The organism is Desulfonatronum lacustre DSM 10312, from assembly GCF_000519265.1.
Taxonomy (GTDB): domain Bacteria; phylum Desulfobacterota; class Desulfovibrionia; order Desulfovibrionales; family Desulfonatronaceae; genus Desulfonatronum; species Desulfonatronum lacustre.
In genome coordinates, this window is record NZ_KI912608.1 from 3,720,419 (window position 1) to 3,744,339 (window position 23,921).

Annotated in this window: 20 protein-coding genes and 5 tRNA genes; 16 read left to right on the top strand and 9 right to left on the bottom strand. The window is 60.9% G+C overall.

Annotated elements, in window-relative coordinates:
• Positions 1-132 precede the first annotated feature (132 nt).
• Entirely contained in the window at positions 133-864 is a 732-nt protein-coding gene (fabG, locus tag DESLA_RS0117595) for a 3-oxoacyl-ACP reductase FabG (protein ID WP_028573491.1), read from the bottom strand.
• A 26-nt stretch (positions 865-890) separates the two neighbouring features.
• Positions 891-1,526: a hypothetical protein gene (locus DESLA_RS0117600; protein WP_051434819.1), complete on the bottom strand. Its 636-nt coding sequence runs from the start codon at positions 1,524-1,526 to the stop codon at positions 891-893.
• Positions 1,527-1,751: 225 nt separating this feature from the next.
• On the opposite strand from DESLA_RS0117600, the gene DESLA_RS21305 reads away from it, so the two are divergent.
• From DESLA_RS21305 to DESLA_RS0117640, 7 genes are all read left to right on the top strand, one after another.
• Complete coding sequence (locus tag DESLA_RS21305) at positions 1,752-2,939, top strand: beta-ketoacyl synthase N-terminal-like domain-containing protein (protein ID WP_169732643.1); 1,188 nt, start codon at positions 1,752-1,754, stop codon at positions 2,937-2,939.
• A gap of 19 nt (positions 2,940-2,958) precedes the next feature.
• A complete protein-coding gene (locus DESLA_RS23255; RefSeq protein WP_051434821.1) occupies positions 2,959-3,540 on the top strand; it encodes an acyloxyacyl hydrolase in 582 nt (193 codons plus the stop codon).
• A gap of 253 nt (positions 3,541-3,793) precedes the next feature.
• Positions 3,794-4,756 (top strand): PstS family phosphate ABC transporter substrate-binding protein, encoded by a 963-nt coding sequence (locus tag DESLA_RS0117620; protein ID WP_084032161.1) that lies wholly within the window; start codon positions 3,794-3,796, stop codon positions 4,754-4,756.
• Positions 4,757-4,880: 124 nt separating this feature from the next.
• Positions 4,881-7,184: an ABC transporter permease subunit gene (locus DESLA_RS0117625; RefSeq protein ID WP_211239074.1), complete on the top strand. Its 2,304-nt coding sequence runs from the start codon at positions 4,881-4,883 to the stop codon at positions 7,182-7,184.
• A gap of 174 nt (positions 7,185-7,358) precedes the next feature.
• Positions 7,359-9,029: a phosphate ABC transporter permease PstA gene (gene pstA / locus DESLA_RS0117630; RefSeq protein ID WP_028573496.1), complete on the top strand. Its 1,671-nt coding sequence runs from the start codon at positions 7,359-7,361 to the stop codon at positions 9,027-9,029.
• Positions 9,030-9,332: 303 nt separating this feature from the next.
• The gene (gene pstB, locus DESLA_RS0117635; RefSeq protein ID WP_245590115.1) at positions 9,333-10,103 is read left to right on the top strand and encodes a phosphate ABC transporter ATP-binding protein PstB; all 771 of its coding nucleotides are present in this window, start codon (positions 9,333-9,335) and stop codon (positions 10,101-10,103) included.
• A gap of 184 nt (positions 10,104-10,287) precedes the next feature.
• Complete coding sequence (locus DESLA_RS0117640) at positions 10,288-11,592, top strand: nucleotide sugar dehydrogenase (protein ID WP_035262039.1); 1,305 nt, start codon at positions 10,288-10,290, stop codon at positions 11,590-11,592.
• Positions 11,593-11,875: 283 nt separating this feature from the next.
• On the opposite strand, the gene DESLA_RS0117645 is transcribed toward DESLA_RS0117640, so the two are convergent.
• From DESLA_RS0117645 to thiM, 4 genes are all read right to left on the bottom strand, one after another.
• Positions 11,876-11,951 (bottom strand) — tRNA-Phe (locus DESLA_RS0117645).
• Positions 11,952-12,042: 91 nt separating this feature from the next.
• The gene (gene mutY / locus DESLA_RS0117650) at positions 12,043-13,119 is read right to left on the bottom strand and encodes an A/G-specific adenine glycosylase (RefSeq protein ID WP_028573499.1); all 1,077 of its coding nucleotides are present in this window, start codon (positions 13,117-13,119) and stop codon (positions 12,043-12,045) included.
• The gene (gene rnr / locus DESLA_RS0117655; protein WP_245590094.1) at positions 13,112-15,442 is read right to left on the bottom strand and encodes a ribonuclease R; all 2,331 of its coding nucleotides are present in this window, start codon (positions 15,440-15,442) and stop codon (positions 13,112-13,114) included. Before rnr ends, mutY begins: the two co-directional genes overlap by 8 nt.
• Before the next feature lie 25 nt (positions 15,443-15,467).
• On the bottom strand, positions 15,468-16,283 hold the full coding sequence (gene thiM / locus DESLA_RS0117660) for a hydroxyethylthiazole kinase (RefSeq protein WP_028573501.1): 816 nt from the start codon (positions 16,281-16,283) through the stop codon (positions 15,468-15,470).
• 152 nt (positions 16,284-16,435) lie between these two features.
• Here thiM and DESLA_RS0117665 point away from each other — a divergent pair, with 152 nt between their 5' ends.
• The 3 genes from DESLA_RS0117665 (at position 16,436) to DESLA_RS0117675 (ending at position 19,166) form a co-directional block, all read left to right on the top strand.
• On the top strand, positions 16,436-17,026 hold the full coding sequence (locus tag DESLA_RS0117665; RefSeq protein ID WP_051434822.1) for a DUF2318 domain-containing protein: 591 nt from the start codon (positions 16,436-16,438) through the stop codon (positions 17,024-17,026).
• Positions 17,023-18,213 carry an ABC transporter permease gene (locus DESLA_RS0117670; protein ID WP_028573503.1) on the top strand — a complete coding sequence of 397 codons (1,191 nt, stop codon included), beginning with the start codon at positions 17,023-17,025 and terminating at the stop codon, positions 18,211-18,213. Before DESLA_RS0117665 ends, DESLA_RS0117670 begins: the two co-directional genes overlap by 4 nt.
• Positions 18,214-18,488: 275 nt before the next feature.
• Positions 18,489-19,166: an ABC transporter ATP-binding protein gene (locus DESLA_RS0117675; protein ID WP_028573504.1), complete on the top strand. Its 678-nt coding sequence runs from the start codon at positions 18,489-18,491 to the stop codon at positions 19,164-19,166.
• 80 nt (positions 19,167-19,246) lie between these two features.
• Here the strand turns inward: DESLA_RS0117675 and DESLA_RS0117680 are convergent, their stop codons facing one another.
• The 3 genes from DESLA_RS0117680 to metX form a co-directional block, all read right to left on the bottom strand.
• Positions 19,247-19,591: a cupin domain-containing protein gene (locus tag DESLA_RS0117680; protein ID WP_028573505.1), complete on the bottom strand. Its 345-nt coding sequence runs from the start codon at positions 19,589-19,591 to the stop codon at positions 19,247-19,249.
• Positions 19,592-19,716: 125 nt separating this feature from the next.
• The gene (gene metW, locus DESLA_RS0117685) at positions 19,717-20,376 is read right to left on the bottom strand and encodes a methionine biosynthesis protein MetW (protein ID WP_051434823.1); all 660 of its coding nucleotides are present in this window, start codon (positions 20,374-20,376) and stop codon (positions 19,717-19,719) included.
• Positions 20,373-21,566: a homoserine O-acetyltransferase MetX gene (metX, locus tag DESLA_RS21310; RefSeq protein ID WP_084032163.1), complete on the bottom strand. Its 1,194-nt coding sequence runs from the start codon at positions 21,564-21,566 to the stop codon at positions 20,373-20,375. The genes metW and metX overlap by 4 nt, the downstream gene beginning before the upstream one ends.
• A 302-nt stretch (positions 21,567-21,868) precedes the next feature.
• On the opposite strand from metX, the gene DESLA_RS0117695 reads away from it, so the two are divergent.
• From DESLA_RS0117695 to DESLA_RS0117720, 6 genes are all read left to right on the top strand, one after another.
• Entirely contained in the window at positions 21,869-22,204 is a 336-nt protein-coding gene (locus DESLA_RS0117695; RefSeq protein WP_028573507.1) for a hypothetical protein, read from the top strand.
• Positions 22,205-22,210: 6 nt separating this feature from the next.
• Positions 22,211-23,332 carry a pseudouridine synthase gene (locus tag DESLA_RS0117700; RefSeq protein WP_084032164.1) on the top strand — a complete coding sequence of 374 codons (1,122 nt, stop codon included), beginning with the start codon at positions 22,211-22,213 and terminating at the stop codon, positions 23,330-23,332.
• Between the two features lie 82 nt (positions 23,333-23,414).
• Positions 23,415-23,489 (top strand) — tRNA-Thr (locus DESLA_RS0117705).
• Positions 23,490-23,512: 23 nt separating this feature from the next.
• Positions 23,513-23,598: transfer RNA gene (locus DESLA_RS0117710), tRNA-Tyr, on the top strand.
• 80 nt (positions 23,599-23,678) lie between these two features.
• Positions 23,679-23,755: transfer RNA gene (locus DESLA_RS0117715), tRNA-Gly, on the top strand.
• A 35-nt stretch (positions 23,756-23,790) separates the two neighbouring features.
• Positions 23,791-23,866 (top strand) — tRNA-Thr (locus DESLA_RS0117720).
• Positions 23,867-23,921: the final 55 nt, after the last annotated feature.

Genomic DNA, 23,921 nt, shown 5'->3' on the forward strand with positions numbered 1-23,921 from the left:
GGAAATACAGGTTGAAGGCTGAAGGTTCAAGGTTGAAAGGGAAGTCAGGTGTTGCCTCATGCCGCGCTTTCCAAACCTTCAACCTTGTCCTTTTTCAACCAAAAAAAATCATGGATTTTGGCCGAATGGCGTTTACATGTATATCCCGCCATTGACCGCGATGGTCTGGCCGGTGATGTATGTGGCCTTGGCGGAACAGAGAAAGGAGACGACTTCGGCGACTTCCTCGGGCCGGCCGACTCGGCCCAGGGGAATCTTCGGCAGGATGGCGTCCCAGGGCAGGTCGGTGGTCATGTCGGTCTGGATGAAGCCCGGGGCCACGGCATTGACCAAAATGTTCCGTTTGCCCATCTCCTGGGCCAGGGCCTTGGTCGCGCCGATGAGTCCGGCCTTGGCCGCGGAATAGTTGACCTGGCCGGCCATGCCGGCCTGGCCGGACGTGGAGACGATGTTCACAACCCGGCCCCGGCGCTTGCGCAGCATTTTGGCCAGGACCAGTTTGGTGACCAGGAAAAAACCGTCCAGGTGCACGTTCAGCACCCGTTTCCACTCCCGTTCGAAGTCCATGGTCAGCATCAGGGTGTCCGCCGCGAATCCGGCGTTGTTGATCACGGCAAAAGGCGTGGCCTCGTCCAAAAGCGGTTCCAGGGCGGCGGTCGTCGCGTTTGCATCGGCCACGTCAAAGGGCAACAGCCGACAGTTCCGGCCCAGGGCGACGACGGCCTCGCGCACCGTCGCCGCCGCGTGATGGTCTCCGCGATAATTCAACCAGATGTCGAACCCGTCACGGGCCAGGACCAGGGCCGTGGCCGCGCCGATGCCCTTGCTCGCGCCGGTGATCAGGGCGATGGGAGTGATGTCCATAATATGAAGAGCCGAACGGATATCGACTAATCGGTTATGGAGACGACCCGTCCGTTGCCGTCAAACACCACGCCCATGGTCATGAAGCGGTTGCGCCAATAGATCCAGGTATTGCTTTCCAGAGAGGGCGTTCTGTGTTTGGCCGGATAGCCGAGGGCAGTGAGAACTCCCTCTTTGGTCATGCCGGTGTATACTTTACCGGTCTTGATTCCTTTCCTGTCCTGCTCCGAAAAGCGGTCCAGGGAGACGGGTGAACCGGACGTGATCAGTTCGATGTACTCGTGTTCGCCCATGCCCATCCGGCCTCGGTGAAATTCGAAAAACACCTTTTGTCCGGTGTCGGCCACGGTGAACCAGAAACCGTTCCTCCACCGCTGCCCCTTGCCGGGAAACATCACTTTGGATCCCGCAGGGATAACAAAATGTCCGTCCCCGGAGTCGACATATCCGGCATAGCTGGCTTTGATGTCCCGGCGGCTCTGTTGGGCGTGAATATTGTATTTGGTGTACCGGATTTCCGAAGTGGCGCTTGTCATCTGCCCTGATGAGCCGGTGGAGCGACAGGAGGAGAGCAAAACAAGGACGAAGCACAGTAAGAGCATCGCAGCGAGCCAACGGGCTTGAATGATGCGGTTAGCGGGTGCACGGTCCTGCATGGTCATGGGATGGTCCTCCTGTTGATTTTAGGGGTGAGATGAAGCGGTCATTTTTCGAGGCGGGGCGAAGCCTTGAAGGTCCGTATCGCCGTCGCCGCCACGATGTCCTCGGCCTTGTCGAGTGCCACAACCAGATCACCGGCGTCAATCCTGCCATGTCGAAACATGCAAAAGGCCCGAATCGCAATCTCTTGCCCAGAATCCCGTCATTGCATAAACTTCGCGGCAATCATGCGTGAAACGTCATTACACACGAATTTTCTTGCTTTCCCGCCGCCTCTTGCCGTTTCGGGCATCGGGGTTGTCGGCGGATTCGGGGTCGGGTTGGGTGAGTTGCGGCTGGCCGTGGAGGGGAAACGGTCACCGGTGGTCGGTGGGCCCGAATTCCAGGGGGGGCAGGGGATGGAAAGCGTCCCGGCATTTCAGGCCGATCTGACGGCCCTTGACGAGTTCGTTCCCAAGCGGTCCCTGCGCCGCGTGGATCGCCTCTCCCGTCTGGCTCTGCTGGGTGCGAGCCTGGCCTTGCGGGACGCGGGGCTTTCCGGGCCCGGATCATTGGATAGCCAAAATGAAAGGACCGGCGTCATCGTGGCCACGGGCTACGGCGCGGCGGCCACCACCTTCGCCTTCCTCGACTCCGTGATTCACGACGGCGACGCCTGCGCTTCGCCGACCCATTTTTCCAACTCCGTGCACAACGCCGCGGCGGCCCATATCTCCATTCTGCTGAAGATCACCGGTCCCTGCCTGACAGTCAGCCAGTTCGAGCTGTCCACGGTATCGGCTCTGCTCACGGCCGGGCAATGGCTGGCGGAAGGCCGGGTGGACAGGGTGCTTTTCGGGGCCGTGGATGAGCACTGCCCGGTGCGCGGATATTGCTGGTCGCGTTTTTTCGGGCCGCAAGCTGCCGGTCAGCCTGTCATGCCCCTGGAGCTTGACCGGCAAACCGCCGTCCTGGGCGAGGGGGCGGCCTTTTTCGTGCTTGAGCGATCAGAGCCCGGCCGTTCGGGCGCGTACGGTCATGTTGTGAATGTCGGCATGGGCCGTGAGGACCATCAAAACTTTGATGGTTTTTTCGATGGATCGCCAAGCAAGCCGGACTCTCCGGGGACACTCCTGCTTTTGGGGGCTGACGGACACAAGGCCACCGGGTTCCGGTACCGGCATGTTCTGGAAGCGGCAGGGCGAAACCCTTTGGCAATCGCGGCTTGCGCCCCGGCCTACGGCAGTCTGCCCATTGGCCAGGCTTTTGATCTCGCCGTCGCCGGCATGGCCATCCGGGAGGGATGCCTGTCCTTCGCGGACCACATGCGGCACGATAATCGGTATTCTGGAGCGCTTCGGGAAGTTTCCCGGGTCGCCTGCCTCAAGTATGGATCAGGAGGGGAATATGGGACGATTGTCCTGGCTGGTTTGTGATCCAAGGCCGCGGTCTTGGATGAAGACGGCGTTGGCCGTCGTTGCGATTGCCGTCCTGTTTTTGGGGGCCTCCGCGCTCACGGCTCGGGCCGAGTCCACGCTCGAAGGGGTCGGTCATTCTCCTCGTCTGGGTTTGGGCTTGGGATACGGCTTGGCTTATGGCCCTGGAGACGTCAAGGACTTCGCGCTGGTCACCGGGTTCATGCTGTTCGATTACGAGGACATCTGGCCGCATGCGGCGCCCGAGCCCTTGCGTTTTAAAATCGAGGCGAGCCTGGGCGGCACGACGGAAGGCTCTTCGCGAGGGCTGGCCTCGGTGGGCGGGTTGGCCCTCTATTACCTGGACGGTTTGGGCGGTTCCCTATTCCGTCCTTACGGAGAGGCCGGTGTCGGGGTGATGTACTCGGAGCACAAAGTCGCCGGGCAAGGCTCGCGGCTGAATTTCAACCCCCAAATCGGGATCGGCGTCGAATTCCCCGGCCATAACCAATCCCGAATCTGGGCGTCCCTGCGCCTGCACCACCTGTCCAACGCCGGACTGCATAAGGACAATCGAGGCGTGAATTCCCTGGTCTTGATGATGGGGTATTACTTCGATTGAATCTTTGATCCGCCATCGGCTCCCGAGATGCGGATTCTCCCTTTTCCTCCTCCTTTATTCTTCCCTTCGTTTTTTTCGTTCCCAGGTCGGACCGGGAACTTCGAGTCGTCGCGTTTCTTCGGACAAATGTCATCTTCCCGTCATATTGTTGTAACAATTCCCTCCTATGTTCACGGTCATGGAAAATGGCCTTGGACGGTTCGCCATGTCGGCGGGTCGAAATCGCCACAAATGAACAGGAGGAATCTCTTTTATGCGGAAGATTTTAGCAACTATCATGCTTTTTGGAATGCTGACCGCGGGCAATGTGTCGGCTCAAACCGGAGTTGACCCGGCCCTGCCCGAGTACACCCCGGTTTCCGGTATTTCCGGCAATCTGTCCAGCATGGGCTCGGACACTCTGAACAACCTGATGACCCTCTGGGCTGAAGCTTTCCAGGGCTACTACCCCAATGTGAACATCCAGATCCAGGGTGCCGGTTCGTCCACCGCCCCGCCGGCCCTGATCGAAGCCACGGCTAATTTCGGGCCCATGAGCCGGGAAATGCGGGCCACGGAAATCGAGCAGTTCGAACAGCGCTACGGTTACCAGCCCGTCAAGGTGACCACGGCCGTGGACACCATCGCCGTGTATCTGAACAAGGACAACCCCCTGGACTGCCTGTCCATCCCCGAGATTGACGCCATCTTCTCCGCCACCCGTCGCTGCGGTCACGGCGAAGACGTCACCCGTTGGGGGCAGGTCGGCCTGACCGGCGCCTGGGCCAATCGCGACTTCACCATCTACAGCCGTAACGCCGTGTCCGGCACCTACGGCTTCTTCAAGGACGTGGCCTTGTGCGGCGGCGACTACAAGCCGACCATCAACGAGCAACCCGGCTCCGCCTCCGTGGTCCAGGGCGTGACCGAGTCCATCAACGGTATCGGCTATTCCGGTATCGGCTACATCACCTCCGGGGTGAAGGCCGCGTCCATCAACATGGGCGGAACCTGTTACGAACCCAACGCGGAAAACGCCGCCTCCGGCAATTACCCGCTGGCTCGCGGTTTGTTTCTGTATGTGAACAAGAATCCCACCGAGCCGCTGGCTCCGGTGGAGCGGGAGTTCCTGCGCCTGGTACTCTCCAAGCAGGGCCAGGAAGTCGTGGTCCGCGACGGGTACATCCCGCTGCCCGAAACCGTCGCCGCCCAGGTCCGCGCCCAAATCGGACTGTAGGCCTTCCCGAACCATCCGCTTGACGCCGCTCCATGCTCCGGCATGGGGCGGCTTTTTCTCTCTCGACGAATCGTCATCGGAACCTCCATTCGGCTTTCGCATCGTGTACAGGAAGCGACGCATCATGAAAAACGGCTCATCTTCTTCAACTCCCACGCATGACCTGGACAAGCTGTTCGGGGCCATGCCCGACGCCACGGCCCGCGCCTCGTTGCGGAAATACCGGACGACCAAGGACGTTTCCGCCAAATATTTCATCAGTGCCGGTGGAATGGGCGTGGTTTTGGCCCTGGCCCTGATCTTCATCTTCTTGTTCATCGAACTGGTCCCGATTTTCGCTCCGGCCAAGATCGAGACGAATACCGCGTATGTCGTCCCCGGAGGGCCGGAGGAACGCACGTTGTTGCTGGATATGGATCGGTACCAGGAAGTCGGTGTCCGGTATCGCGGCAACGGCGAGGTGCTTTTTTTCGAGCTGGCCACCGGTATGCCCATGGAGAAGGTCGTTGTTCCGGTACCGGAAGGCGTTGAGATCCGTTCCTTCGGTGAGGGGGAACCGCGTTCCAATCTCGTTGTTTTGGGGCTTTCGGACGGCACGGCCATCCTGGTCCGCCATGAGTTCGAGCTGGACTGGACCGGCAATGTCCGGACCATTGTTCCCAAATTGAGCTTTCCATTCGGCAGCGAACCCGTCCCGGTGGATCCCTCGAATCGTCCACTGCGCCGCATTGCCGTGCAGCGGGCTGCCGCCGGAACGGCCGTGGCAACGGTGACGGACGACGACCGGGTGCTCCTGGTTCAGCTCGCCACCCGGACGTCCTTCCTGACCGGAGAGACCGTGGTCACCACCACCAAGCACGATCTGGGGCCGGCACCGGGCGAGGTCGTGGACGTGCTGATCTCCTCGAACATGATCAATTTGTTCCTGGCCGATGCGCACGGCAAGCTGCACTATTACGATCTGCGTCAACCGTCTCAGGCCGGACCGGCACACAGTCTGGAGGTGGTTCCGGACGCATCCGTGTCCATCACCGCCGTGGACTTCCTGCTTGGTACGGTTTCCCTCATCGTCGGCCGGTCCGACGGAACCTTGAGCCAATATTTTTTGGTCCGGAATGAACAGAACGAATACTTCATCACGCACGTTCGGGATTTTGACCGTCATGCCGCCCCGATCACCATCCTGGCCACGGAGTACACTCGCAAGGGGTTTGCCGCGGCGGACGCCACCGGGGTCGTGGGACTGCACTATCCCACCTCCCAGCGGACCCTGCTGCTGAAACCCGTGGCGGACTCGCCCATCCGGACTTTGGCCTTTTCCCCGACCAACGCGGCTCTGTTGGCCCTGGACGAGACTCAGAATTTGCACCTGCTGGATGTGGACAATCCGCACCCCGAGTACTCGTTCAGCGCCTTGTGGCAAAAAGTCTGGTATGAAGGCCGGGCCGCACCGGACTATGTCTGGCAGTCCTCGTCGGCTTCGGACGAGTTCGAGTCCAAGTTCAGCCAGATGCCCCTGACCCTGGGCACGCTCAAGGCCTCGTTCTACGCCATGCTCATCGCCATGCCCCTATCCGTGCTCGGGGCGATCTACGCGGCATATTTCATGAGCCCCAAGCTGCGGGCCGTTGTCAAACCGTCCATCGAAGTCATGGAGGCCCTGCCCACGGTCATTCTCGGTTTTTTGGCCGGGTTGTGGCTGGCGCCGTTCGTGGAGAGCAACCTGCCTGCCGTCTTTTCCATCGTGGTCTTCATGCCTCTGATGATGCTGCTGACCGCCTTTTCCTGGAGCAGGTTGCCCCTTCGCATCCGCCTGCTGGTTCCGGACGGCTGGGAAGCGGCCATGCTCGTACCCATAATTCTGGTCTTCGGGTGGGTCTGCGTCACGCTCAGCCCGCACATTGAAATCTGGTTCTTCGACGGCAGCGCCAGGCAATGGCTGACGGATGTGGGCATCACCTACGACCAACGCAACGCCCTGGTGGTTGGGCTGGCCATGGGTTTCGCGGTCATTCCGACCATTTTCTCCATAGCCGAGGACGCCATCTTCAATGTGCCCAAACATCTGACCCAGGGTTCCCTGGCCTTGGGGGCCACTCCCTGGCAGACCGTGACCCGTGTGGTCCTGCTCACCGCCAGTCCGGGAATATTTTCGGCGATCATGATCGGTTTCGGCCGGGCCGTGGGCGAGACCATGATCGTGCTCATGGCCACGGGCAACAGTCCAGTGATGAACTTCAATATCTTCGAGGGTATGCGCACCCTGTCCGCGAACATCGCCGTGGAACTGCCGGAAACAGCCGTGGGCAGCACGCACTACCGGATTCTGTTCTTGGCGGCCCTGGTGCTTTTTGTGCTCACGTTCATTGTGAACACGGCCGCGGAGATTGTCCGCCAGCGGCTGCGCAAGAAGTATAGTTCGCTGTAGATCCAAGTGCCGGTTGCCAATCGATTACAGTATCAACCGAAATCGAAATCGCAATCGAAATCGATTCGGTATCGCAAAAAGTTTTCGCCACGTCTGGAGTCAAGTTTGTTCGGAGTCGATTACGATCACGATTTCGATTCATGCGAGATACAATGTGAAACGTAGGATAACGGGATGAATACACGTCAATGGTTCAAAAGCGGCTCTCCCTGGATTTGGCTGACCGGGGGGATGATCAGCTTAAGCATGATCATGGTCTTCGGTCTGTTGGCCTTGATCGCGGTGCGCGGGCTGGGTCACTTCTGGCCGGCCCCGGTGGTGGAGTTCGAATATCATCCCGACCCGGAGACCACGATTCGCGTGCTGGGCAACCCGATGCGTTCCCAGAATGTTACCGGATTGGTCCTGCGGGAGTCCGGGCATCTGATTCCGGAAGACGTGGACCTGACCCAGCGTTTTCTGATCAAGCAAGGCAACCGGGATCTGACCGGCCGGGATTTTTACTGGTACCCGGAGCCGCTGGTTTCCGAGTGGACCACTCCTCGGGAGGCCATGGTCGTCGAGCGTCGGGAATGGGGTGATTTCATCGGGTTTCTCCACCAGGTCAAGCAGGACGGAGTGGTGATCGCCGAAGGCTACGCCGGCAAGGATAAGCTTTTACCTCTCGTTGACCGCGCCAACGAACTGGCCGGGGAAATCAACCAGATCGAACGCTACGAGATCGGCGGGTTGAATAGGCAGCTTGAGCGGATTCGATTGGCTGAACGCGGCTTGGAGCGGAACGTGGATCTGGAGTCCGCGGAAATCCAGCGACGACTGGCCGAATTGCAGGCAGAGCGGGACGAACTGGATCGCCAGTACGCGGGAATCAACGCCCGTCGGCTGGATCTGCTGGAACAGATGCGCCGGGACATTCTGGTGGCTGAGTCCATGGATGGTCGCCAGGTGGAAATTCCCCTGGCCAACGTTGTCCACGTGCACTGGCCCAACGACATGTCCCTGGTTCAGAAAATGGGCCATTACGTGACCATGGTCTGGGGATTTCTGAGCGGCTTTCCTCGGGAAGCGAACACCGAGGGCGGGATTTTTCCGGCCATTTTCGGCACCGTGCTGATGGTCATCCTGATGTCCATCGTGGTCACGCCCATGGGCGTGCTGGCGGCCATTTACCTGCGAGAGTACGCCAAGCAGGGGCCCATAGTCCGTCTGGTGCGCATCTCGGTGAACAATCTGGCCGGGGTGCCGTCCATTGTCTTCGGGGTGTTCGGCCTGGCCTTTTTCGTCTACTTCGTGGGCGGCAACCTGGACCGGATGTTCTACCAGGACTCCCTGCCCGCACCGACCTTCGGCACGCCGGGGCTGGTCTGGGCCTCCCTGACCCTGGCCCTGTTGACCCTGCCCGTGGTCATCGTATCCACGGAAGAAGGGCTGGCCCGGATACCCAGCACCATCCGCCACGGCTCCCTGGCCCTGGGCGCGACCAAGGCCGAAACGCTCTGGCGCACGGTCCTGCCCCTGGCCACCCCGGCGATGATGACCGGGTTGATCCTGGCCGTGGCCCGGGCCGCCGGGGAGGTGGCCCCGCTGATGCTGGTGGGCGTGGTCAAACTGGCCCCGAACTTGCCGGTGGACGGGTATTTCCCGTACCTGCACCTGGAGCGCAAGTTCATGCACCTGGGTTTCCACATTTACGACGTGGGGTTCCAGAGCCCCAACGTGGAGGCCTCCCGGCCTCTGGTCTACGCCACGGCCCTGGTCCTGGTGCTGATCATCATCACCCTGAACCTGACGGCCATCACCATCCGCAATTATCTGCGAGAGAAGTACCGCAGCGAAAGCGATTAGCAGTCCGTTGAAAAACTCCCAATTGCTGCGTCGCTGCAAAAAGTTCAAACTCTCACGTATCAATAAATACGCTTCGATCTTGAACTTTTCTTGCTTCTTGCACTTGAGGTTTTTGAACGGACTGCGGATAATTCTTCATTACAACGGCAAGTCGTGATCAACGCCCCGTCGTCGAACCGACATTGAACCGCAACCCCACCGTAACCACGCAGCTTATGGAAAGGTGATATGAGTACCACGAACAACACCCCGGCGCCCCACGGTGTCATGGCCAATTTTTTCGCCGACAATCCGCGAGAAAAAATGGATTTCAGAAAGGAAACGTTTTCCCTGGAAGTGGAGAACCTTCAGCTTTACTACGGCAAGGACCAAGCCCTGAAGGACATCTCCATGAAGATCCCCACCCGGCGGGTCACGGCCTTCATCGGTCCCAGCGGCTGCGGCAAGTCCACCTTGCTGCGCTGCTTCAACCGGATGAACGACCTGATCGATATCTGTCGCATCGAGGGCAGCATCAAGCTGGACGGCGAGAATATCTACGATCGGACCGTGGACGTGGCCGAACTGCGTCGGCGGGTGGGCATGGTCTTCCAGAAGCCCAATCCTTTTCCCAAGTCCATCTACGAGAACGTGGCCTACGGTCTGCGGCTGCAAGGGGTCAACGACAGGAAAAAACTGGACCAGGTGGTGGAATACGCCCTGCGCGGCGCGGCCCTGTGGGACGAGGTCAAGGATCGGCTGCACGAAAACGCCTTCGGCCTGTCCGGCGGGCAGCAGCAGCGCCTGGTCATCGCCCGGGCCGTGGCCATTGAGCCGGAAGTGATTCTTCTGGACGAGCCCTGCTCGGCCCTGGACCCCATTTCCACGGCCAAGGTCGAGGATCTGATCTTTAAGCTTAAGGAAAAATACACGATCATCATCGTCACCCACAACATGCAGCAGGCCGCCCGGGTTTCGGACTATACGGCCTACATGTACCTGGGCAACCTGGTGGAATACATGGACACCATCACCCTCTTCACCCAGCCCAAGCAACGGGCCACCGAGGATTATATCACCGGTCGGTTTGGATAATGTCGGAGGGGAGAGTGGGATGCGGTTGCGGTGTCATCGGCATTTGAGTAACTGGCGTTCTCACAGGCAAAAGTCGCGTTATCGCTTTGTCTGGAGCTACTCATGACCAACTCCCCGCATTCCACGCCGCACCGCGGCAACACCAAGGCCCTGATGCGTATGAATCAGGCACCCAGGCTTTCCCATGATCAAAACCACCCTGCTGCAAAAACTGACCGCCCGCCAAGCCACCATCGGGATCATCGGCCTGGGCTATGTGGGCCTGCCCCTGGCCTTGCGATATCTGGAAGCTGGATATCGCGTCCTGGGGTTGGACATCGACCAAGCCAAAGTCGACCAGCTTTTGGCCGGCCGGAGCTACATCAAGCACATTCCCTCGGCCCCGATTCAGGATGCCGTCCATGCCAAAGCCTTCGATGCGTCCACGGATTTCTCCCGGGCTCGGGAGGCTGACGCCCTGATCTTGTGCGTGCCCACCCCCCTGAACGCACACCGAGAGCCGGATCTTTCCTACGTGCTGGCCTCCCTGGAGGAGATTCTGCCGCACCTGCGATCCGGGCAGGCCGTGTCCCTGGAGTCCACCACCTATCCCGGAACCACGGAGGAGGAACTGCGGCCGCGCATTGAACAGGTCGGGCAGGTCGTGGGCCGGGACGTGTTCCTGGTTTACTCCCCGGAGCGCGAAGACCCGGGCAACCCGAACTTTCAGACCCGGACTATCCCCAAGATTTGCGGCGGCAGCACCCCGGCCTGTCTTGAGGTGGGCTTGGCCCTGTACGGACAGGTCATCGACCATGTCGTGCCGGTGTCCTCCACACGCACCGCAGAGGCCGTTAAGCTGATGGAGAACATCTTTCGCAGCGTGAACATCGCCCTGGTCAACGAACTGAAGACGGCCTTCATGAAAATGGGCATTGACATTTTCGAGGTCGTCCGGGCCGCCTCCACCAAGCCTTTCGGCTACATGCCCTTCTACCCCGGTCCCGGTCTCGGCGGGCATTGCATTCCCATCGATCCGTTCTACCTGACTTGGAAGGCTCGTGAGTACGACGTGGCCACCCGATTCATCGAATTGGCCGGGGAGATCAACACCTCCATGCCCTCCTTCGTGGTCCAACGGGCCGCGGACGTGCTCAACGACCGAGCCAAACCGCTTAAAAACTCTAAAATTCTTCTCCTGGGTCTGGCCTACAAGGCCGATGTGGACGACGACCGCGAGTCCCCCACCTATCGGATCATGGCCTTGCTGGAGCAAAAGGGCGCCTTGGTTCTCTATAACGACCCCCATGTACCGGTCATTCGTCCCAGCCGGGAATACGCCCAATACGCCGGACGTACGTCCAGTCCCGTGGACGGGGAGTACGATCTGATCATCCTGTGCACCGCCCACGCGGAGTACAGGACCCTCGCCCCGGCCGAACTGAAAGCCCCGGTCTTGGACACCAGGGGCTTTTTTCCGGATTTACCGGGAACGGTGTACCGGGGGTGATGTGTTGTCCTGAAGATGTCCATGGCAAGCCAAGGTTCTTTCTTTTGGATCATTGATTTTTTTGTATCGGAACGTTTCATTCGTTCTTGTCTCAATTCACCACACTGGTGCTTGCGGTGCAGCGAGGGCGAGTATCTAAACCGACGGCTGGTCCCTGATTGAAACAGGGAGGGGCCGGAGGGGGAAGCAGAGCGCGCTCTTCAAAAGCGGGAAAGATGCGGGACAAAATCGACAAGACAAAAAAAGGGTTTAGGCCGTTTGGCCTAAACCCTTTGATTTTTCCTGGTGCCGAGGGACAGAATTGAACTGCCGACACGGGGATTTTCAGTCCCCTGCTCTACCGACTGAGCTACCTCGGCGGCGAAAGATTGAGCTTCTATCCAAAACTCCAGGCCTTGGCAAGTGTTTTGGAGGTGTTTTTTATCCCGTCTCCAAGATGGCCGGGGAATGTCATGAGAAGGTTTGGTCAATGAGTTTGCGATGGCCGGCGGGGAAGGCGTATTGGTTGAGTTCCTCCGGGCGGACCCAGCGGTATTCCTGGGCCGCGGTGAGGATGGGCGGGGGCTTGGGTTGGTCGTCGTTCAGGCGGCAGTGGTAGCAGTGCAGGGCGACGCGGTATTTGGTGTAGCCGTGGCGGATCACGGCGAGTTTGCGTAGCTCGTTCACGGCGAAGCCGGTTTCTTCCATGTATTCGCGAATAAGTGTTTGCTCCGGGGTTTCCGCGCCTTCGATGGTCCCGCCGGGGAACTCCCACAGGCCGGCCCAGACCCCGGTTCCGAGTCGCTTCTGGATGTAGATCAGTCCCTGGGCCATGAGCACGCCCGTGGCCACGTCGATGGGGATGGTGGTCACGGCCTTGGACGGGACCGGGCGTTCCAGGACGATGTCCAGGCGGCGGGCCTCGCAGACGTCATGCAGGGGGCAGAAGGAGCAACGCGGTCGGCGGGGCAGGCAGATCAGGGCGCCCAGTTCCATCAAGGCTTGGCTGAAGTTCCGGGCTTGTCCCGGCGGGGTCAGGGTCAGGGCCTGTTCGGCGATGAACCTGGCCGTGGGCCGTTGCCGGACTGGGGTGTCCAGGTCGAACACACGGGCCAGAACCCGGCCCACGTTGGCGTCCACCACGGCATGGGGCTGGTTGTGGGCGATGGCGCAGACCGCGGCCGCAGTGTACGGGCCCACTCCGGGCAAGGCCAGCCAGTCGGCATGGTCCCGGGGCAGGATTCCGGAAAGATTTTCCACCACGTGCCGGGCCGCCCGGAGCAGGTTGCGCGCCCGGGTATAGTAGCCGAGCCCCTCCCAAGCCGCCATGACCTTGTCCTCCGGAGCCGCGGCCAGGGCGCGGACGTCCGGAAACCCGGCGGTCCAGCGCTGAAAATAGCCCACCACCCGATCCATCTGGGTCTGCTGGAGCATGACCTCGGAAATCCAGACCTGGTAGGGATCGTAGGTCCTTCTCCAGGGCAGATCCCGGGCATGGCCCGCGAACCAGTCCAGCAGCGGGCGGGAGAACGATTGCTGATCAACCACGGCGGGATGGATCGGGTTTTCGGGCGGTTTTCCGGCCGCTTTTCGGAGAATCTTTCGGGACGCTTGCCCGAGCTTTCTTTGGGGCTTTCTTTGGGGCTTTTGGGGGAGCTTTTTTCTGGTCTTCTTTTTGGACGCCTTTTCGGCTGGAGCCTTTGGCGGCCCGCTTGGACGCGGTTTCCTCCGGCGACTTCTCCGGCTTAAGGGTCAGGTTGATCTCCAGGCGGGAGAGACTGACGTCCTCCAGGATTACGGAAACCTTCTGTCCCATCCGGAAGGTCCGTCCGGTGCGCCGGCCCACCAGTTCATGGCGTTCCGGGAAAAAGGCGTAATAGTCGTCGGTCAGTGAGGACAGCCGGACCATGCCGTCGGCCAGGAGGTCGGACAACTCCACGAAAAAGCCGAAGTCGGTCAGGGAGGAGATCACTCCGGAGAGTTCCTCGCCCACCCGGTCCAGCAGAAACATCACCGTGACCCGCTTGAGTATCTCCCGCTCCGCGGCCATGGCCCGACGCTCCCGGATGCTCAGTTGATCGCCAAGTGCCTTGAGCTGTTTTAAGGAGATTTTCGGGCCAAGCCCGGAGAGGACGGCTTTCAGGGCCCGGTGCAGCTCCAGGTCGGCGTAGCGCCGGATGGGGGAGGTGAAGTGGGCGTAGCAGGTGGAGGCCAGGCCGAAGTGGCCGAGGTTTTCCGGGCTGTACTTGGCCTGCATCTGGCTGCGCAGGAGCAGCCGGTTGACCAGGAATTCCATGTCCGTGTCCTGGGCCGCGGCCAGAATGGCCTGCAAGGTTTTGGGGTCGGCCGGTTCGCCTTTCTTGGGCAAGCTCACGTCCAACTCGGTCCGTTCCAGGACCTTGGACAGAGCGCGCAGCTTGTCCGGGTCCGGCTGGTCGTGCACCCGGTAGAGCATCGGCCGCTTGCGCTTGGTCAGGAATTCGGCCACGGCCTCATTGGCCGCGATCATGAACTCCTCGATGATCTGGTGAGAAAAATGCCTGGGCCGGGACTGGATGTCCGCGGCTTCGCCCTGGACATCCAGGAGCACGGTCGGGTCCGGCAGATCGAAATCCAGGCTGCCCCGGCCATGTCGGCGCTGCTTCAAGGCCCGGGCCAGGGTCGCGGCCTGCTCCAGCATGGGCAGCAGCGAACCCATAACCCGGCGCACGGAATGGTCGTCTTCCTCCAGGGCTCCGTGGACCTGTTCGTAGGTCAGGCGGGCGTGACTCTGGATCACCGCCTCGTAAAAGTCGGACCGCAGGGTCTTGCCGTCCGGAGAAAAATCCATCTCCGCGACCATGGCCAGGCGGGGTTCGTCGGGGTTCAGGCTGCACAGGCCGTTGGACAAACGTTCCGGAAACATGGGTTCCACGGATTTGGGGAAGTAATAGGAATTGCCCCGCTCCCGGGCCTCATCGTCCAGAGGGGTGGAGGGCGCGACGTAATGGGCCACGTCCGCGATGGCCACCCAGAGGGTGAAACCTTGAGCGATTTTCTTGACGCAGACCGCGTCGTCGAAATCCTTGGCCGTCTCACCGTCAATGGTCACCAGGGGGAGCTCGCGCAGATCCTTGCGGTTTTTAAAGTCCTCCTGCGCCGGCTTCTCAGGCAGGGTTTCGGCCTGCTCCAGGGCGGCCTGTGGAAACTCGGCGGGCACGTGATGGTTGAACTTGACCAGTTGCTCCTGGACGTCCAGATTGATCTCAGAACCCAGCACGGACTTGATGGAGCCGGACCAGAGATGTTCCTCCAACCGCTCGCCGATCCGGGCCAGGACGATATCGTTTTTTCGCGGTTGCAGGTCCGGGTCGGAGGAGGTCAGGAGCAGGTGAAAGCCCAGTTTGGGGTCCGTGGCCTGAGCCAGCCACTGGCCCCGGCCTCTGGCGTCCAGGATGCGCACGGCGTAGATCTCGGTCCGCCGTTCCAGCACCCGGACTACCCGGCCCTCGGGATTGCGGTCGCGGCGTTTGGGCATCAGGGCCACGGCCACCTTGTCGCCGTGGCGGGCGTCTCCCAGGTCCCGGCTGCTCACGAAGACGTCCTTTCCGCGGCTGTCCTCCGGGAGCACGAACCCTACCCCGGAGCGCTGGACTTCCAACTCTCCGGTGATGATCCGCATGGTCTCGGCCAGGCCGTAGGCGTCGCGCATCCGGATGATCCGACCTTCCCGGATCAGTTGGTTCAACATTTCGTCCAGATCGTCGCGATGCCGCTTTTCCACTCCCAGGAGTTGGGACAATTCGGCGTAGGCCAGGGGTGTGCGGGCCTTGCGAAAGGTCTGCAACACGCTTTCCGGGGTCAAGGCGTCTGATCGATTTTTTCGGGCCATGGCGGTCACGTCCTTTTGCAAGTAGTTAAGCGGAGCATGCCTCCGCCCGCAACATCTGATCATCCCCGACCAGGGCCAAAATGTCCAGAAAGGCCGGTTCAAAGCTGCCGGGGCCGGTGGATTTCTGGGCCGCCAGCTCTCCGGCCACATTGTAGAGAGCCATGGCGCCCACGGTCCCGGCCAGGGCCTCGCCCCCCGCGCCGACGAACGCGGCCACGGTGGAGCTCAGGGCGCAGCCCATGCCGGTGATCTTGGTCATCAGGGGGGAGCCTCCGGACAGACGGACGATGCATCGGCCGTCCGTGACCAGGTCGCGTTGCCCGGAAACCGCCACCACGCAGTTCAGTTTGGCTGCCAACTCCCGGGCCGTATCGGTGATTTCCTCCACGCCATGCACCGCGTCCACCCCCCGCGCGCCGCCCTGGCCCCCGGAAACGGCCAGGATTTCGGACGGATTGCCGCGCAGCACGGAAATACTCACGGCGTCCAGAATCCGGTTCACGGTTTCGGTCCGATACCGTGTCGCCCCGGCCCCAACCGGGTCCAGGACCACCGGTTTGTTCAGCTCATTGGCCTTTTTTCCGGCCAGGATCATGGCCTCCACCCAGGGGCCGCTCAAGGTGCCGATGTTCAGGGCCAGGGCGCTGGCCAGCCCGGTCATTTCTTCCACTTCCTCCGGCGCATGCGCCATCACCGGATACGCCCCCTGGGCCAGCAGGACGTTTGCGGTCACACCCATGACCACGAAGTTGGTGATGTTGTGCACCAGCGGCCCGGTCCGGCGCATGGTCCGGAGCTGGTTTGCCGCGATTTCCGGCCATTGTTTCTCGGTGTCGTGCATAGTTTTTTCCTCGTCATCCTGTTTCAGCCTGTTGCATCACATTGTCGCAACACTTGTTTGCCAAATTCGACTTGCCAATGCAAAGCGCAATCCTTACCTTCTTTGTCCGAAATAAGGTCAAACCTCATCCATGTGCGTCCCTGGAGGTCCCAATGACGTCAGACACCCCCAAGCAACCCTCGTCAAAGAACAATCTCACCGCCAAAAGGGCCGCTGTGCTGGGCTCGTCGCCAACCGGCGCACCGCCTTCGGCGTCGCGAAAAATCATCCTCGCCGCCTGCGCCCTGATCTTGATGATAATTGTCTTCCTGCTTTTCACCCATTCCGGACCAGGGGACAAGAGCGTTGAAGCGACCATCGTCACGCCGGTCAACGGCGAGTTGGTCCACTCGGCCGCCCTGTTTGCCGACGGCCAGGCCCGGCATTTTGTGCTGCGCACGGAGGACGGGGTGGGCATCAGGTATTTTGCCCTGCGAACGCCGGACGGCGTGCTCCGCACGGCCTTCGACGCCTGCGACGTCTGCTGGCAGGCCGATATGGGCTATGTCCAGGACGGGGACGCGATGATCTGTCGCAATTGCAATATGCGCTTCCCGTCCCGGATTATCGGCGAGGTCCGCGGGGGCTGCAACCCCACGCCCCTGGCCAGCCGACTGCGTGAAGGCGATCTGGTGATCCGGGCCGGGGACGTACTGGAAGGACGGCGGTATTTCGACTTCGGACCAGGGAGCGGACGCGGATGAACCTCAACTCCATCGCCATCGCCAACATCAAGCGCAGGAAGGCCAAGGCCGCCTTCGTGCTCACCGGCCTGCTCATCGCCGTGGCCACGGTGGTCGCCCTGCTCGGCCTGCGGCAAGCCGTCTCATCGAACATGCTGCTGCAAATGGAGCAGTACGGGGCGAACATCGTCATCCTGCCGCAAAGCGACAGTCTGGCCCTGAGCTACGGAGGGATCTCCCTGGGCGGCGTGTCCTTCGACGTGCGCAAGATACACGAGGAGGAACTGCAAAAAGTCTATACCATTCCCTACAGCCAGAATATCGCCGCCCTGGGGCCGGTGGTCCTGGGCGTGGTACAGGCCCAAGGACACAACGTGCTGCTGGCCGGGCTGGATTTCAACGCCGCGACGGTGCTCAAACCGTGGTGGCGTGTCGTGGGAACGGTTCCCGACCTGGAAAACCACATTCTCCTCGGCGCGGAAGCGGCGCGCCTCCTGTCCCTCGGTCCCGGCGACGTCCTGCGGGTAGAGGCGGGTGAAGTCGCGAACGAATTGACGGTCTCCGGAGTCCTGGAACCTTCCGGATCCCAGGACGATCACCTGCTGTTCACCCCGTTGCGCACGGCCCAGCGCATCTTGGACAAGGAAGGCCTGGTGTCCATGGCCGAAGTGGCGGCCCTGTGTCACGGTTGTCCCATCGAGGACATGGTGGAGTACATCGCCATGGCCCTGCCGAACACCCAGGTCATGGCCATCCAGCAGGTGGTGGAAAGCCGGATGCAGGCCATGGATCACTTCGAGAAGTTCGCCTACGGCGTCTGCGGCGTGGTCATCGTGGTTTCCGGCTTGATGGTCCTGGTCTCCATGATGGGCAACGTCCGCGAACGGGCGTCGGAAATCGGCGTGTTCCGGGCCATCGGCTACCGTCGCGGGCACGTAATGCGGATCATTTTTTTGGAGGCCGGGATACTCTCCCTGGTGGGCGGGGCTCTGGGCTACCTCCTGGGGCAGGCAGCGGTGCGCCTGGCCTTGCCGTTGTTCACCATCGGCGAAATGGACCAATCCCTGTCGCACCACGCCATCCACGGCGATCCGCTGCTGCCCGTGCTGGCCATCGGACTGGCCGTGCTGGTGGGCCTGACGGCCAGCGTCTACCCGGCCCTGATGGCTTCGCGGATGGATCCCAACGAGGCGTTGCGGGCAATCTGATTCCGACGCGAGTATCGCCAGTAGCGAAGACCATAAGACTACAGCGGAACTTCTTTTTTTCGTCGGGGCAATTCGTTTCAACCACAGGGCACACGGGGATCACGGGGAAAGGAATCCCAGCTTTTGGCAACAAGATGGAGAACCTGTTGCGGATACAGCGGTCCTGACGCACACGCGCCCAAAAAAATCCGTGTTTTTCCGTGTGTTCCGTGGGCTGCCCTGGACATATTCTCGAAGGAAAAACAAAGTTTCGCTAAAGTGAGAAGGAGACTCCCGTGAGCGACATCATCGCCATTGATTTAAGCAAACAATACGGCCAGGGCGAGGCCGCCGTGATCGCCCTGGACAAGGTCAGTCTGCGCATCACCAGCGGAGAATTCGTGGCCGTCATGGGCCAGTCCGGCTCGGGCAAGTCCACGCTGTTGTCCATTCTGGGCGCGCTGAACACGCCCACGTCCGGGACCCTCACCGTGGACGACCTGAACATCTACGATCTGAATCAGGATCAGCGGGCGGACTTTCGCCGGGAGTACCTGGGCTTCGTGTTCCAGAGCTTCCACCTGCTGCCCTATCTGAACGTCCTGGAAAACGTGATGATTCCCCTGGCCGTGATCGCCGAGCCCCGCAAGCGCAAGGAGGAGCGGGCCCTGGCGGCCCTGGCTGAAATGGGGTTGGACAAGAAAGCCCGGCGGTTGCCCAGCGAGATATCCGGCGGCGAACAGGAGCGGGTGGCCATTGCCCGGGCCGTGGTCAACGACCCGCCGATCCTCCTGGCCGACGAACCCACCGGCAATCTGGACAGCAAGACCGGGAGCGAAGTCATGGACCTGCTCGGCCGCCTCCACGCCAAGGGCCGGACCATCGTCATGGTCACCCACAGCGAGGACAACGCCCGGCATGCGGGGCGCACTTTGCGTTTGGCGGACGGGCGGTTGCCGGGCGGGGCAGATTGACGTCAGAAGATCAGCCTTGCCCCCCGCTCCAGCGCGAAAAACGCCAGCGGGACGCCCCTGTTTCGCGCCCTTCCAGTCGGCTAGAACAACGGCGGGCTGTGGTGGATAAGCAGTCGCAGCGGCTCCCGGCCGATATTCCGCACTCCATGCTCCACGCCCACCGGGGCCAGGAGATAATCCTCCGAACCGACTCGCCGCCACTCACCGTTGATAAACACTTCCGCCTCACCGGACAGCACGAAAATGGAGTCCAGTTGGGGATCATGGGTATGGATCGGCACCTCGACTCCGGGCTCGATCTCCAACTGAGACACGCTGACCCTGTCCGAATCCGCCCCCCGCACCAAAACCGCGATCCTGACCCCTGCGAATTTCGGGTGATCCGTAAAAACACGCTCTGCCTGGGGTAAAAACATTCCGTTCATACGTCCTCCTGGGTGCTGGGAAGTGATGAAAAAACACGCCAACCGCGTTACCGAAGAGACCAAGCCGTACGGTGTAGGCGGGTTCCCGCTCGTGTTACACACCCGGAGGTCCAGATATATCAGTTTCAGCGCGTTCCTCGTTCCAGCGCGAAAAGCGCCAGCGAGGCTCGCATGTTCGGCCAGAAGCGAACAGGTCGGGGGAGGTCCTGGCGGTCCAGGTTGACGAACAGCTCTTTAATCACCTGCCAGTGCTTTTCCTGGCACAGGGCCCGGAAGTCCTTGACCGTGGCCAGGCGGATGTTCGGGGTGTCGTACCATTGGTAGGGCAGGGTCGGGTTCACGGGCAGGCGGCCTTTGAACACGATCTGGGAGCGGATCCGCCAGTAGGTGAAGTTGGGGAAACTGACCAGGACCCGCCGTCCCACCCGCAGGGCTTCGGTCAACAGGTGCAGGGGCCTGGCCGTGGCCAGGAGCACCTGGTTGAGCACCACCACGTCGAAGGCCCCTTCCCGCAGATCAGCCAGACTTGCCTCCAGATCGGCCTGGATCACGGACAGGCCGCGGCTCAGACACTCGGCCACGGCCCCCGGCTCCAGCTCCACTCCGCGTTCTTCCACCTTCCGATCCGCCTTCAGACGCAACAACAGGTCCCCGTTGCCGCAGCCCAGGTCCAGCACCTTGGCTCTCTGGGGCACCAGGCTGACGATGAACGTGTCCAGAGCCCGGTCCCGAGGACGGCTGCGGCTCCAGTCCACCTGTTGAGCGGTGACGCAGTGGGCGATCATGACGCAGTCATCCTGGTCAGACGATCCAGAAAACCGGCCACCACGTCGCCCATGCGATGGCCGGGCAGCAGGAAGGCGTCATGGCCTTGGTCGCTTTCGATATTGCAGTAGGACACGTCCAGGCCGACCCGGCGCAGGGCCTGGACCAGTTCCCGGGACTGCTCCGGAGGGAAGAGCCAGTCGCTGGTGAAGGAAACGACCAGGAACGGACAGCGGCAGCCGGAAAAGGCCGTGGACAGCCGTCCGTAGGCCGCTTCCAGGTCGAAATAGTCCATGGCCCTGGTGATGTAGAGATAGGTGTTGGCGTCGAAGCGGCGTACGAAGCTCGATCCCTGATGATGCAGGTAGCTTTCCACCTGAAAGTCCTTGGTCAGGCAGAAGGAGCGGCCCTGGCCGTTGATGAAGCGGCGGGAGAACTTGTGGAGCATGGCCTGCTCGGAAAGATAGGTGATGTGCCCGATCATCCGGGCCAGTCCCAGCCCCCGTTCCGGCTGGGCGTCCAGGGTGTAGTCGCCCCCGTTCCAGTCCGGATCGCTCATGATCGCCTGTCGGGCCACCTCGTTGAAGGCGATGGCCTGGGGCGAGAGCCGGGCCGTGGTGGCGATGGGAATGGCCCCGCGGACCATTTCCGGGAAGCTGATGGCCCACTGCAAGACCTGCATCCCGCCCAGGGACCCGCCGATCACGGCCAGCAGCCGGGGCACGCCCAGGTGCTTGAGCAGCCGACGCTGGACCTGGACCATGTCCTTGACCGTATAAAAGGGGAAATCCAGGCCATACGGCTTGCCCGTAGCCGGATTGATGCTGGAGGGTCCGGTTGAGCCCTTGCATCCGCCAAGGAAATTACTGGAAATCACGAAGTATTTATCCGTATCCAACGGCTTGCCCGGTCCGATCAGGACGTCCCACCAACCCGGCTTTTCATCCTTTTCCAGACCGTAGTACCCAGCGGCATGAGCGTCACCGGACAAGGCGTGGCAGACCAGCACGGCGTTGTCCCGTCCTTCATTCAAGCGACCATAGGTTTCATAGGCCACGGTGACGGGGTGCAGGGTCTGCCCGGACTCCAGGTGCAGGGTTTCTCCGGGGCCTTCGAAGATGACCGTTTGCGTCCGGACCGGTTCCAGCCGCCGAATCTTCGGCGGTCGAATTTCCGGCAGGGTTTCCGGACGTTTGACAATCTGCGTCATGATGACTCCAATATCAGGCTCGTGGCCGAGGTCACGGTTGGGTTCACAGTTTAGGGCGCACCGGATAAACTCGGATCAAGCCCCGGGCGGTTCCAGCGCTCCGAAACCTCGGTTCGCGGTTCATGTCGTCTTTTTTGCGAACGAAGCCGCTTGGATTGGGGAAGGGGCCGAGCGAAGCGGGATCAACACCAGGGGGATGGGCCTGAACGCGACGAGCGCCTTCAGGCCCCGGCCATGCACCATAATAATGATGGTGCATCCGTAAGGGCATCCCGTTGCGGCGGATGGGCGAGGAGTGAAAAATGGATGATCTGCATGCTGCGACTTCCTGGAAAACATGGGATGAGGAGAAATTAGCGCTTTTCAGATGCAAGTCAAGAATCGCCGTTGACTCGTGGGCTCGTTCGATTTCGATCCCTAATTCGACTTTGATTGCGGCATTGGAGAGCGCGTGGATGGGGGAAATTATGCCGGGTTTGACGGCATTTGTGTCGCCCCGGGCCATGTCAAGATGCCATGCTGCGGATGTTGTGAGCTTTTTTGCCAAGGAGGAGGAGCTGATGAGAACGAGATCCGGCCCTGGCCGCTTTGGTCGCCATGCTCATGACGCTTGCCGCCACATTGGCAATGGGCGGTGAAATGCAATGGGTAGATTCCAGGGGATTAGTGTTCAACCTATTTTGGAGATGATCCATCTCGGCTCTGATACGCCTAACATCGAACCGTTTTCTCCGGAGTTTGTGGTTCCGAGCGACTGCCATGGCTTGCGTCTGGATCAAGCCCTGGCACGGTTGATGCCGGGGTTGGGAAGGCGGGGGGCGAGGCGGATTTTTGAGGAATACCCGGTTGATGTGGATGGGCGGGCTCGGGCGGCGGGGTTTCGGGTGTCCGGGGGGCAGCGGGTTCGGATAACGGATCACGTGGGCGGTCAAGAGTGCGACCTGACGCGACAAGGAGACGTTTGGACGCCTTTGGAGGCCGAGGCCCCGGTAATTCATGTGGCGGGTCGGGATGCCGATTTCGCGGCTCTGGTCAAGCCTGCCGGGATGCACTGTGAACGGCTTCCCGAAAGACTTCCCGAGGGGCCTTGCTTGGATTTGATCGGCAGGCCCCGGAACCGGGGCGTGGACGGGGTAAGGCTGACTCTGGAGGAGACCTTGTCTGATCTGTTCCCCGGGGCTTCAGCGATCCTCCTGAATCGTCTGGATCAGCCGGTTTCCGGGCTGGTCCTGGCGGCCTTGCATCAGCGGGCGGCCCGGGATTATGCCGTATGGCAGGATCAGGGTCGGGTGCGCAAGGAGTATCTGGCCGTGGTGCATGGACGGCTGAACCGGTCCCTGGTGATCCGGTCGGCCCTGGACACGGCCAAGCGGCGCAAGGTGCGGGCTTTAGGCGTGGATGAGCCGGATGCGTTGCGCTGGACACGGGTGACGCCTCTGGTCGCGACCAAGACAGAGTGCCTGGAAGTCGCGGAGGTTTTGGGGCGCTCGGCGCGCTTGGGGGGAGAAGGCGTCCCAAAAGTTCCTTGGGGGCCCGTTTGGGAAAACACCGGGGAGATCACCGCGGTCAGGGTGGAAATTCATAAAGGCCGTCGCCATCAGATTCGGGCGCACCTGGCCTCCATCGGCCTTCCGGTGTTGTTCGACCCACTGTATGGTTCGGGGCCGGACGTGGGGTGGATCGGTCTGCATCATCGCGAGATACTCCTTCCGAAATTTCGAGCCGATTCAGGTAAGGAATTCAAGTTGATCCAGGGGAAACGATGATACCGACGGCTTTGATTCGAAAAAATGTCGCCCGAGAGCTTGCATTTTTTTTCAGCCCCATGTAAATGCCTCTCTCTTTGTGGCTGGCGTAGCTCAACGGTAGAGCAGCTGACTTGTAATCAGCAGGTTGCGGGTTCAAATCCCATCGCCAGCTCCATGAAGTCGACCAGATGGTTGATCGGAGGGGTTCCCGAGTGGCCAAAGGGAACAGACTGTAAATCTGTCAGCGTAAGCTTTCGGAGGTTCAAATCCTCCCCCCTCCACCATATTTGAAATTGCTGTAGGAGACAGGACGTTTCGAGGGCCTGTTGCTGGACTACACGAACATAAATGTGTCAGCGTCCGTGCGGGAATAGCTCAATTGGCTAGAGCATCAGCCTTCCAAGCTGAGGGTTGCGGGTTCAAGTCCCGTTTCCCGCTCCACATCGGCCTCCCTATTTGCTCCACGCAGCATACGAGCCCACATAGCTCAGTCGGTAGAGCACTTCCTTGGTAAGGAAGAGGTCACCGGTTCAAATCCGGTTGTGGGCTCCATCTCTTTTGACGACTCAGTCGGGAGCGCTTTTTGTTGCATTTTTGCGCCGTCGTT

Coding starts and splice junctions, on each gene's coding strand:
- fabG (WP_028573491.1), bottom strand. CDS start 864: ATGGACATCACTCCCATCGCCCTGATCACCGGCGCGAGCAAGGGCATC.
- DESLA_RS0117600 (WP_051434819.1), bottom strand. CDS start 1,526: ATGACCATGCAGGACCGTGCACCCGCTAACCGCATCATTCAAGCCCGT.
- DESLA_RS21305 (WP_169732643.1), top strand. CDS start 1,752: ATGCGTGAAACGTCATTACACACGAATTTTCTTGCTTTCCCGCCGCCT.
- DESLA_RS23255 (WP_051434821.1), top strand. CDS start 2,959: ATGAAGACGGCGTTGGCCGTCGTTGCGATTGCCGTCCTGTTTTTGGGG.
- DESLA_RS0117620 (WP_084032161.1), top strand. CDS start 3,794: ATGCGGAAGATTTTAGCAACTATCATGCTTTTTGGAATGCTGACCGCG.
- DESLA_RS0117625 (WP_211239074.1), top strand. CDS start 4,881: ATGAAAAACGGCTCATCTTCTTCAACTCCCACGCATGACCTGGACAAG.
- pstA (WP_028573496.1), top strand. CDS start 7,359: ATGAATACACGTCAATGGTTCAAAAGCGGCTCTCCCTGGATTTGGCTG.
- pstB (WP_245590115.1), top strand. CDS start 9,333: ATGGATTTCAGAAAGGAAACGTTTTCCCTGGAAGTGGAGAACCTTCAG.
- DESLA_RS0117640 (WP_035262039.1), top strand. CDS start 10,288: ATGATCAAAACCACCCTGCTGCAAAAACTGACCGCCCGCCAAGCCACC.
- rnr (WP_245590094.1), bottom strand. CDS start 15,442: ATGGCCCGAAAAAATCGATCAGACGCCTTGACCCCGGAAAGCGTGTTG.
- thiM (WP_028573501.1), bottom strand. CDS start 16,283: ATGCACGACACCGAGAAACAATGGCCGGAAATCGCGGCAAACCAGCTC.
- DESLA_RS0117665 (WP_051434822.1), top strand. CDS start 16,436: ATGACGTCAGACACCCCCAAGCAACCCTCGTCAAAGAACAATCTCACC.
- DESLA_RS0117670 (WP_028573503.1), top strand. CDS start 17,023: ATGAACCTCAACTCCATCGCCATCGCCAACATCAAGCGCAGGAAGGCC.
- DESLA_RS0117680 (WP_028573505.1), bottom strand. CDS start 19,591: ATGAACGGAATGTTTTTACCCCAGGCAGAGCGTGTTTTTACGGATCAC.
- metW (WP_051434823.1), bottom strand. CDS start 20,376: ATGATCGCCCACTGCGTCACCGCTCAACAGGTGGACTGGAGCCGCAGC.
- metX (WP_084032163.1), bottom strand. CDS start 21,566: ATGACGCAGATTGTCAAACGTCCGGAAACCCTGCCGGAAATTCGACCG.
- DESLA_RS0117695 (WP_028573507.1), top strand. CDS start 21,869: ATGGATGATCTGCATGCTGCGACTTCCTGGAAAACATGGGATGAGGAG.
- DESLA_RS0117700 (WP_084032164.1), top strand. CDS start 22,211: ATGGGTAGATTCCAGGGGATTAGTGTTCAACCTATTTTGGAGATGATC.